This is a genomic window from Asticcacaulis sp. (assembly GCF_020217185.1).
In the GTDB taxonomy this organism is placed as follows: Bacteria; Pseudomonadota; Alphaproteobacteria; order Caulobacterales; family Caulobacteraceae; genus Asticcacaulis.
The window spans coordinates 1-10,000 of sequence record NZ_JAIWNX010000241.1 but is presented as its reverse complement, the minus strand read 5'-3'; the positions used below and the strand labels follow the sequence as shown (position 1 = coordinate 10,000).

At 59.8% G+C, this 10,000-nt stretch carries 6 protein-coding genes, 2 tRNA genes and 1 pseudogene; 6 read left to right on the top strand and 3 right to left on the bottom strand.

Annotated elements, in window-relative coordinates; translation table 11 throughout:
• Positions 1–1,393, bottom strand: a 1,393-nt coding sequence (locus LDL37_RS11975) for a helicase-related protein (protein ID WP_290798517.1), incomplete at its 3' end; no start/stop codon positions are given.
• Between the two features lie 384 nt (positions 1,394–1,777).
• Here LDL37_RS11975 and LDL37_RS11970 point away from each other — a divergent pair.
• The 6 genes from LDL37_RS11970 (at position 1,778) to LDL37_RS11945 (ending at position 9,138) form a co-directional block, all read left to right on the top strand.
• Positions 1,778–1,854: transfer RNA gene (locus tag LDL37_RS11970), tRNA-Arg, on the top strand.
• Positions 1,855–2,264: 410 nt separating this feature from the next.
• The gene (locus LDL37_RS11965) at positions 2,265–2,663 is read left to right on the top strand and encodes an energy transducer TonB (protein ID WP_290798514.1); all 399 of its coding nucleotides are present in this window, start codon (positions 2,265–2,267) and stop codon (positions 2,661–2,663) included.
• 1,354 nt (positions 2,664–4,017) lie between these two features.
• A complete protein-coding gene (locus LDL37_RS11960) occupies positions 4,018–4,398 on the top strand; it encodes a hypothetical protein (protein WP_290798511.1) in 381 nt (126 codons plus the stop codon).
• A gap of 288 nt (positions 4,399–4,686) precedes the next feature.
• A tRNA-Leu gene (locus LDL37_RS11955) sits at positions 4,687–4,771 on the top strand.
• A gap of 160 nt (positions 4,772–4,931) precedes the next feature.
• Complete coding sequence (gene mgtE / locus LDL37_RS11950) at positions 4,932–6,443, top strand: magnesium transporter (protein ID WP_126419875.1); 1,512 nt, start codon at positions 4,932–4,934, stop codon at positions 6,441–6,443.
• 178 nt (positions 6,444–6,621) lie between these two features.
• Complete coding sequence (locus LDL37_RS11945) at positions 6,622–9,138, top strand: glycoside hydrolase family protein (RefSeq protein WP_290798506.1); 2,517 nt, start codon at positions 6,622–6,624, stop codon at positions 9,136–9,138.
• Between the two features lie 150 nt (positions 9,139–9,288).
• Here the strand turns inward: LDL37_RS11945 and LDL37_RS11940 are convergent, their stop codons facing one another.
• Both LDL37_RS11940 and LDL37_RS11935 read right to left on the bottom strand, forming a co-directional pair.
• Positions 9,289–9,795: an ATP F0F1 synthase subunit B gene (locus LDL37_RS11940; protein ID WP_290798503.1), complete on the bottom strand. Its 507-nt coding sequence runs from the start codon at positions 9,793–9,795 to the stop codon at positions 9,289–9,291.
• Positions 9,796–9,805: 10 nt separating this feature from the next.
• Positions 9,806–10,000, bottom strand: a pseudogene (locus LDL37_RS11935) (hypothetical protein); the annotation flags it as partial.

The following is a 10,000-nucleotide window of genomic DNA, read 5'->3' as shown; positions in this document are numbered from 1 at the left end:
TGCGCTGATCGACAAAGCGCTGCATCAGGGCCTCATGCAGCCGGTCAGACAGACGCGCCTCAAGATCGCGCGTCGCTTCGCGCCAGTGCTCCGCCGTCTTCAGCCAGCCGGTGCGATTGGCGATGTAGGACAGGGTGCGTACCCCCGACAACCGCCCCGACAGGGTGTCGATATCGCCATCCATGCGGTCGAGGTGGCTCAGTTGCTCATCGAACCAGTCGTGCGGCACAAACCCGTCCGGGCGGTGGCGCGACCAGAAGAGGAAACCGACCGTCTTGAGGTGTTCGTCAAGCGACACTTTACGGAAATCAGGAAGCTGACACACCTCCCACAGGATGCGGAGACTGATCGGATTGCGCACCTTTTGCGCGATGTCCGCTTCGGCGCTCAGATGGCGCAGCACCTTCTCATCCAGCGCTTCGCGGGCCAATTGCAATGCCGGGGCCGGCGAAGGCCGCGTCAGGCTGCGCAGCAGGTTGTCGAGCGACGAAAAATCCAGTTCGTGATTGCGCCATTGCGCCGCCGTCAGGCTGAGGAAGCGATGGTTTTCAATGGCCGCGATCAGGTCATCGTCCATCTCATCGGCATCCCCTGTTACACCGAACGTGCCCTCCCTGCGGTTGCGGCCGGCGCGCCCGGCGATCTGCGCGGCCTCCTGCGCTGTCAGGGCCCGCGTGCGCCGGCCGTCGAACTTCGACAGGCCCGCAAAGGCCACATGGTCGATATCCATGTTGAGCCCCATGCCGATGGCGTCGGTGGCGACCAGAAAATCGACTTCGCCGCGCTGGAACAGATCTACCTGGGCGTTGCGTGTCTTGGGGCTCAGGCTGCCCATCACCACGGCCGCCCCGCCACGCTGACGCCGGATCAGTTCGGCAATGGCATAGACCTGCTCGGTCGAAAAGGCGACGATGGCCGTGCGTTTCGGCAGGCGGGTCAGCTTCTTCGACCCGGCATAGCTCAGTTGCGACAGGCGCTCACGGAACTGCACCTCGGCATGGGGAAACAGCGAACGGAACAGGGGCGCAAAGGTCGCTGCCCCCATGAACAGTGTCTCGTAGCGCCCGCGCGCGTGCAGAAGCCGGTCGGTAAAGACGTGGCCACGCTCGGTATCGGCGCATAGTTGAATCTCATCGACGGCCAGAAAATCGACGCGGCGCTCAAGCGGCATGGCCTCGACCGTGCAGATGAAATAGGAGGGTAAGCGCGGGATAATCTTCTCTTCGCCGGTGATCAGGGCCACGGCATTGACGCCCTTTTCCTTCACCACGCGATCATAGACTTCGCGCGCCAGAAGCCGCAGCGGCAGGCCGATCATGCCGGTGGCATGGGCCATCATCCGCTCCAGCGCATAATGGGTCTTGCCGGTATTGGTCGGCCCTAAAACGGCCACCAACCGCGAGTCCGCGTTTGGGTCGACAAAGGTGGTAATGGGGGGAGAACGATCGGGCACGCAGCCGTTTTAAACGCTTAAAGCGGCCTTGGAAAGGCACAAGACGGTGTCGAAAGCGCGTAAATTCAGAGGTTAACGGCTGGAGTCCAACGCCGTGAACGCCATGAAAACGAATCATGACCGAATCAGTGACATCGCGCGATGCCTGATTTGTTCTATACTAGATATGGTGGCCCAGTGGCGCATTAACCATATTCAATTTCATGCATGCGCTGAGTCGCGCTGTGAGTCGAGTCGGTTGCGTTCTCACACAGTTTTTTAGGTCGGGAAGGGTTTGAAACGGCTTCTCAAAGCCGTAAACGGCGTGCTAAAGCCGACGCGTATGGCCCCTTAGCTCAGCCGGATAGAGCAAGGCTTTCCTAAAGCAGAGGTCGCAGGTTCGAGTCCTGCAGGGGTCACCATTTTTGTACGTTCCGGATAAGGAATGTCATTTTTCCGAATAAGACACGTACATTTCCCTTATTTCAGAAGTATGGTGGCCAACTTAAGCCGTTTCTGGGGATGAATGCTGATCGGCCACCAACATTTGCCGCAAACGTTTTGCCATTGGTGTTCACCCTGCCCCATTCTCGGTTTCGCAAATTCACTCGCTAGGTCATGCCCTTTCGATTTCAATGGAGCCGGAAGGCACCTGTTAACCCCAGACAAAGGGGGCACTTGGGCGCCGCTCCGGCCATTCGTCTTCACAGCCGTAAAGTTAACCGCTATCGTCAGATCATACAGACGCCTGTATGGCGTCCAAATGGGAAATGCCTGGAACGCCGTGTTGGGCCTGCTATCCGTTTTTGCGAGATTCGAAGGGGGACGGTTCATGGCGATCACTAACATGCTGTTTTTAGCGGCGGTTGCAACGGTGAGCTCTGAATCGCCATTGCCTTCCGACATTCCTCCGGATGCTGTTTTCTACACGCAGGAAGACGTGAAGCGCTCCCGATACCCGGAGCCTTACTACCCGCCGGAGGCTATGGCTGCCAAGGTCGACGCAGAAGTGGTTGTCGACTGCGAAGTCAACACGAACGGTAGGTTGAAGCGTTGCGCGGTCGTAATTGAAAACCCGCCGGGAATGGGATTCGGCAAGCCGACGGCTATCCTGTTTTTAAAGCATGCTAAAGTAAAAACAGAGACGGGAAGCATCCCGCCAGGCACGTGGAAGAAGTTCAGGTTTCTATGGCGTTATCAAGATTATCAGCAGGCAGCACACACGCGTTAGGACGGGCCAATAACGATACGCCAGCCATCGGCGTCGGCCCCAGCCTTGTTTGGCTGCGGGCAACATCGCCGAAAAACGACCTCTCAGGCTATTTTTTAAGTCTGGGGCTGAGGGCCAAGGGCAGGGTGTCCCTTGCGGGCTCATGAAAAAGAGAATAGAGCCAGAAGACTGTCCAAAGTGTTTGATAAAACTCTTAATGACTTCAATGATCGTGATATTTTCCGTCCCAAGGCTCTGGTTTAAACAAAAACTGTAGTGGCCATACGCCTTTGCGCGATCTTCCGCATGTATAACATGTCTCGGAAACTGGAAAATCTTGATGTCGCCATTTTCCCGCCCCTCTGGATATGTGCGTGCGGCACCTGGGGCACAGCGCTATAAAGTTAAATGACAATAAAATTATACCTATTCCTGTAATCACAATCTTTTGGGCAATATCATTTATGTAAAACACGCTGGTGCCAAACGAAAAAAATCCTATTAAAGTCACTATTATTGGATAATACATTTTCCACACCCTTTTATATTTAGTAGGCGCTTTCCATTTGAGCGTCCTCGAGGCCACCGATTGCTGCGGCCATATCCGTTAACTATGCCTCCGTTAAGCCGATAAGGCAATGTAGAGGCCAGCCATCGCGATGGCTTAGAGATCGCCCGCTGCGTGTCGACTCGGGCGTCGCGCCTCAATGCCACCAGAGGAGGGCTCGGACCTACCCGGGCTCTACCGAGGCATAACTGGCCAATACCGATAAAACAGCCAAAAGCGCCGGTCCGTTTTTTGGGCTATGCCCCACCGAAGACTCAGGCCAAGGTCCACCGTGTGACCCGCCTCAATGGCAGAGGTGCTCCACGTCGCATAAGGCGACACGTCCCCCATAAATGTTTGAACCGCCAGTTTGGGTAGAATCAGAGACTGCCCCTGGACGCCGTACAGACGGATATACCAAAGGGCGTTTGTTCAAAATTAGCGACTTTACGAAATGCGCTAATTTCTGAATAGATTCAATGGCCTCAATGTGGGGTGGTTAAATCGGACGTGTCTTATCCGGATTCTGGTGCGTTTTGACGCGTCTTAACCGGACAAAGCCGGTCAGACAAAATTGGCGGGCTTTGCCAAACTGAATGAAGTCAACAGGTTGGCAGGCGGTCCTTCACTGACCTACACAATTTCTGTGCTGACACATTTCAGCATAGTGTCCGGACACTGCAACGTATCTAAACGGACACTCATTTTTAAAATTTACATTTTCCCAGTAAAACAGATTAACATTTTGCTGGCCACACGGTAAGTCCCGGTAATCCGTTCGTCGTTATGCCAATGATTACCTCCGTCTCGTCTCCTGTGCACCCGGACATGCCCTACCTGACGGTTTGTGGCGCGGCGGTTCTCGTCTTTATTTTAGGGACGGTCGAGAAGCTGATGCGCCTGCGCAAGGCCACGCGGGGTACGGACGACTTTTTCGCGCGCTATGAGCGTCTGGGGCTGGGCATGGCCTTTCTGACCGAAGGTCTGGCCGTGGCGGCTATCATTACGGGCTGGGCCCTGTTGCCGGCGGTTGTGGGGCTGGTTGGTTATATTGTGGTTGTGGCGGCCTACAGTCTGAACGATGAGGGTGAGGACCGCGTTTCGCTGTTTTCGGTGGAGACGCTGCGGACGGACCTGGCGCTGGTCGGCTTGCTGGTCATTCTGCTGACAATCGCCTATTCGCTGCGACTGGCGCACGGAAGCGCATGAACCTTCGGCAATCCCAGTCTGTGATCCTGCTGCACCGGCTGCGACTGCGTGCGCGCCGCCTTAGGGACGTCAACCAAAAGGCCGGAAATGCGTCGGTTGCGCAGATTTACGCGAAGATTGACCGCTGGCTGGAAGGGCAGATGGCGCACGCCATGGCCGCGAAGCGATAGGCGATACGCCGCCGTGTGGATTGCTTCGCACGCTTTTTTGGCAAAATCCGGGGATAATGCGCATTTGCCGCTTCACAAAGCCGCCAAGGCTTGCTAAGTGGCGCGCCTCCTGATGCGTGCGGTCGTGGCGGAATTGGTAGACGCGCAGCGTTGAGGTCGCTGTGCCGCAAGGCGTGGAAGTTCGAGTCTTCTCGACCGCACCATCAGGGTCAAAAAAGGTTTTGAGGCGCAACCCTCAAGACCTTTTTTTGTGTCTGATTGCCGGCGAAACCGGTTGCAATCCCTAGGGATTCGGCCCAGTGTCTGGCTCCGTGAAAAGATGTATGCCCAAGGGGATATCGCGATGAACAGGGAGGGGGAGAGTTGTCACAAAAGCCCGAACCTGAACTCGATACCCTGGCGACGCCGCCCGATGAGTTACGCGGGTCGCTGAAGGCGCTGGCCGACGCCGTGGCGCGCGAAACGGCGGAGGCGGATGAGCGTCCCGAACTGATCACTCCGGAACAGATCGAAGACTTCGCGCTTCAGGACGATTACGCCCTTAATCCGGAATATATTCAGCTCGTTATCGACGCTGCCGATCGCAATGACGGTCTGCGTCTGCGTGATCTTCTGGACGCCCTGCACCCGGCCGATGTCGCCGATCTGCTGGGCTTCCTGTCCGAAGATTACCGCGAACAGGTCATTCCCTGGATCCCCGCTGATGCCCTGCCGGAGGTGCTGCCGGAACTGGATGACGGTATCCGTGAGGAGATCGTCGAGAACCTGCGTCCGGTCGATCTGGCCGAAGTGCTTCAGGAACTTGATTCTGACGATGCGGCGGCCGTGTTCGAGGACATGGAGGCCGAGCAGCAGCAGGCGGTTCTGGCGGCCATGGACCCCGAAGACCGTGAGGCCATGGTCACATCTCTGGCCTTCGAGGAAGAGACCGCCGGTCGCCTGATGCAGCGTGAAGTCGTGGCGGCGCCCGACTTCTGGAATGTCGGCGATGCCATTGATCATATGCGGGCGCACGGGGCGGACCTGCCAGAACTCTTCTTCGACGTCTATGTGATTTCGCCGACGCATAAGCCTATCGGCGCGCTGCCCGTGTCGCTGCTGATGCGCACGCCGCGCGAAGTCCGCCTGTCGGCCATTATGGAACCGATCACCGAGATCGAGGTCCATATGGATCAGGAAGAGGTGGCCTATATCTTTGAAAAATATCACCTGATTTCGGCCCCGGTCGTCGATCAGGGCGGGCGGCTGGTCGGTCAGATCACCGTCGATGACATCGTGAACATCATTCAGGAAGAAAACCGCGAAGACATTCTGGCTCTGGCCGGTGTGTCCGATGAGGAGGGGCGTGACTCCACGGTGTTTGAGGTGGTGCGTTCACGCCTGCCGTGGTTGTGTGTCAACCTGTTGACGGCCTTTGTCGCCTCGTCGCTGATCGGCATGTTCCAGAGCGAAATCGAAAAGCTGGTGGCGCTGGCCGTGCTGATGCCTATGGTGGCCTCCATCGGCGGCAATTCCGGTACGCAGGCTCTGACCGTCTCCGTGCGGGCCCTGTCGGCGCGCGAACTGACCACGGCCAACGCCTTGCGCACCGTCTGGCGTGAGGTGCGGGTGGGGTGGTTCAATGGCGCGGTGATCGCCTGCATTCTGGGCTGTGTCGCCGGAACGGTGTGGCAGAACCCCATGCTGGGGGTAACCATCGCTCTGGCGGTGCTGATCAACCTGACCGCGGCGGCGCTGGCCGGGACGCTGGTGCCGCTTACCTTGTCGAGGCTGGACCGTGATCCGGCGGTGGCGTCGCCCATTTTTGTGACCATGGTCACCGACTGCATCGGATTTTTTAGTTTCCTGGGGCTGGCGGCGATAATTCTGTTGTAAAAACGTAAGAGCCTATGGATAGCTACTCAGGCGGAATTAACCTTTTTTCTTAATCCTGTCGGGGGCGCAAGCGTCCGAATCGGTTGAAAAAATGGTTCGGGGGTGTTCGCAGCGGCGCGATGCTTGCTGGGCCCTTTACCTACCTGCGTAAGTGTACCGTTTTGGTTCAGGAAAAGTGATGAGAGCGCGCCATAAAATCTCCCGCGCCGGAGTCGAGCTGATCAAGAGTTTCGAAGGTCTGCGCCAGCAGGCTTCGCAGTTGCCCGACGGGCGCTGGATGATCGGCTATGGCCATACCTTTTCTGCCCGCGAAGGGGCGCGCGTCACCGCTGAAGACGCCGACGCTCTGCTGCGCTTTGACCTTTTGCCGATCGTTGAGGCGGTCAATAATCTTGTCCACACGCCGCTGACGCAGAATCAGTTCGATGCGCTGGTGTCGTTCTGCTTCAACATCGGTATCGAGGCGTTTGGTCAATCGGACGTGCTGCGCCGCGTCAACGAAGGCCGCGTCACCGAAGCTGCGCAGGCGATGGACAACTGGACCAGCGCCGAATTCAACGGCCAAACCTATGTGCTGGCCCCGCTGATCCGCCGTCGTGCCTCCGAAAAGAGCCTGTTCCTGACCCCCGATATGGAGGGGATGGAGCTTGATCCGCAACTGATGACGCCGGGCATGGTCATCCGCCCGGCCGAAGCGCCGGCGGCACCGCAACCTGCGCCCGCCGCACCGGCCCCCAAGCCCGTTATCACGCGCGTCGCCGATATTGCCGAAACACCGACGGCTCCAGCCCCGACGTCGCCGTCGATGGATGTTCAGGCCGCCTTGCTAAAGGCCGAGCAGGAGGCGCGGATTCAGGCCGAGTTCCGCCGTCTGGAGCAGGTGCGCCTCGAAGAGACGCAGCGCCGGGAGGCTGAGCGGGCTGCCGCCGAGGAGGCCCGTCAGCGCGAGGCCGAACGTGCCGAAGACGCGCGTCGCGCTGAGGCGGCGCGTCAGGCCGAAGCCCGCCGTCTGGCCGACGAAGCGCGTGCCCGCGAAGACGAGCGCCTGCGCGAGGAAGCCCGCCGTCTGGAGGCCATTCGTCTGGCCGAAGAAACCCGCGTTCGTGAGGAAGCGCGCCTGCGCGAAGAGGCGCGGTTACGCGAAGAAGCCCGTCTGCGTGAGGAGTTGCGTCAGCGCGAAGAAGCGCGTCTGCGCGAAGAGGCCAAGCTGCGCGAAGAAATCCGCCTGCGTGAAGAGGCGCGCTTCCGCGAAGACACCCTGCGTCAGGAGGCCATGCGTCAGGCTCAGGCTCTGGCGGCGGCCCGCGTCGCCGAAGAGGCGCGTCTGAGCGAACTGCGCCGTTTGGAGGACGCGCGCCTTGAACAGCAACGTCTGGAACGCCAGCGGCTTGAGGAAGAGGCGCGCCTGCGTGAAGAGGCGGCGCGTCTGGAGCGCGAGCGTCTGGAACAGGCTCGCCTGGAGCAGATGCGCCTCGAACAGGCCAGACTTGAGCAGGCCCGTCTTGAACAAGAACGTTTGGAGCGCGAACGCTTGGAGCGCGAGCGTCTGGAGCGTGAACGCGCCGAACGTGAGGCGCAGGCCAAACTTGAGCAAGCTCGTCTTGAACAACACAGACTCGAACAAGAACGCCTGGAACAGGAACGCCTTGAGCGGGAGCGTCTGGAACACGAACGGATAGAGCGTGAGCAGGCGGAAGCTGCCGCTCGCGCCGAGCGTGAACGCGCGGCTGAGGCGCAGAAAAGCGCGGATCAAACCCCCAAGCCCGCCGTCGATCCCGATGCGGAGGCGGTGCGCAAGGCGGAAGCGGCGGCGGCCCTGATGCGCCTCTATTCGCCGTATGCGACTATGGCCGGGCCTCTGGCCAAGCCGAAAGCGACACCTGCTACACCTTCGACACCTGCGCCGGCACCTGTTCAGGTCCCGCCGCACAATCCGCCGCCCGCGTCCGCCAAACCGACGTCGGCTCCGGCCGCGTTTGACATATCTTCGCGCCGTGACCCGGAACCTGCGCCTGTTACGGCTCAGGAAGCGGACGACGAGGCAGAGGATGCGCCGCTGGTGATGCGGCTGCATAGCAAGGTTGAACCGGGGGTGCGTCCCAACCCGTCGCTGATCGCGCCGCCCACGGTTGTGGCGTCTCCGGTCAGTGTCCAAACCGATGCGGCCGCCGCCTCGGCGCCTGCTCCGGCTCCGGTAGCCCCGCAGCCTCAGCTCGTGCCTGAGCCACCCAGAGAGACCCCCAAAGACACACCGATGCATTGGCGCGAGCAGTTGCAACACCCGGCAACGGGCGTGGCCACGGCTGCGGCCGCCGTGCAAAGCGACGCCCTGAGCTTCAATAGCCACGCAGCGCCGCAGACCTATGTCCATGCCGAAGAGGTGGTGGAAGACGACGAATGGCTGGCCGAAGATGGTCGCATCGCGGTTTCGACCGAAGAGGCAGAGGCCAATGAGCGCAGCCTGTGGCAGATGATCGCCTCAACCCTGCAATGGATCTTCATTTCGGTGATCGGTCTGGCCGCACTCGGTGGTGCGGCGGGGGCCTATCAGAAGGCCATTAATCTCGAAATGACCGAACCCGGCAATGCGGATGTGTTTACCACCATGTCGATTACGCTGGCGGTCGTGGGGATTGTCTGCGTCTGCGTCTCGGTGTGGTTGATCTTCCGCCGCTTGGGTGGGTTGAAAGACTGAAGTCTTAACTACGGATAGACACGGATGCGGCCTGAAGGCCGCCACACGGACACTCGCAAAGGTTTTACTATCTGTGCGTCAGCCATAAGCTAAAACAGAAAAGGCCCTGCCGAACCGGCAGGGCCTTTTGTCTTGCGCGATAGCCGTGTCTTACGACAGGCGGGTCGCCACCTGCGTGATGGCCTGATCGACCAGCGGATCGCTCTTCAGGCCGTCAACACGGCTGATGAGGATGTTTTCCGCGATCTGGGTTGCCAGATCGGCGGCCGCGGCCTTGACCTCGGACGCGGCCTTGGCCTCGGCCTGAGCGATCTTGGCTTCGGCCTGCGCCTGACGGCGCTTGATCGACTCGTCGAGCTTCGTCTTGGCCTCGGCGGTGAGGCGCTGGGCCTCTTCCTCGGCAAAGGCAATCAGTTCCTTGGCCTTTTGCTCGGCCTCAAGGCGCTCGGCCTTGATCTGGTTGAGCAGGGCCTGCGCTTCCTGACGGATACGCACAGCCTCATCCAGTTCGGCGCGGACGGCATTGCCGGTATCGGCCAGAGAGGCCCACAGCTTTTGCGGCACCTTCATGACGATCAAAAGCAGGAAGAAGCAGCCCAGACCGATACGGACCCAGGTTTCCGGATTGGCCCAGAAGGACGGTTCAGCGTGTTCCATCGGGTGCTCCTCAGCTCTTCTTCAGGGCGGCAGTCAAGGCCGTCTTGGTCGGGGCCTTGCCCGTCAGCTTTTCGACCAGTGCCGACGCGGTGTCGGTGGCGATCTCGGTGACGTGGGCTAGGGCTTCGTCGCGCTTGGCGCGGATCGAGGCCTCGGCTTCGGCCAGAATGCCGTTCAGACGGGCGTCTTCCTTGGCCTGAGCCGC

What these genes read in the sequence shown, in the direction of transcription:
- LDL37_RS11965 (WP_290798514.1), top strand. Translation starts at nt 2,265, where the DNA reads ATGGCGATCACTAACATGCTGTTTTTAGCGGCGGTTGCAACGGTGAGC.
- LDL37_RS11940 (WP_290798503.1), bottom strand. Translation starts at nt 9,795, where the DNA reads ATGGAACACGCTGAACCGTCCTTCTGGGCCAATCCGGAAACCTGGGTC.
- LDL37_RS11960 (WP_290798511.1), top strand. Translation starts at nt 4,018, where the DNA reads ATGCCCTACCTGACGGTTTGTGGCGCGGCGGTTCTCGTCTTTATTTTA.
- LDL37_RS11945 (WP_290798506.1), top strand. Translation starts at nt 6,622, where the DNA reads ATGAGAGCGCGCCATAAAATCTCCCGCGCCGGAGTCGAGCTGATCAAG.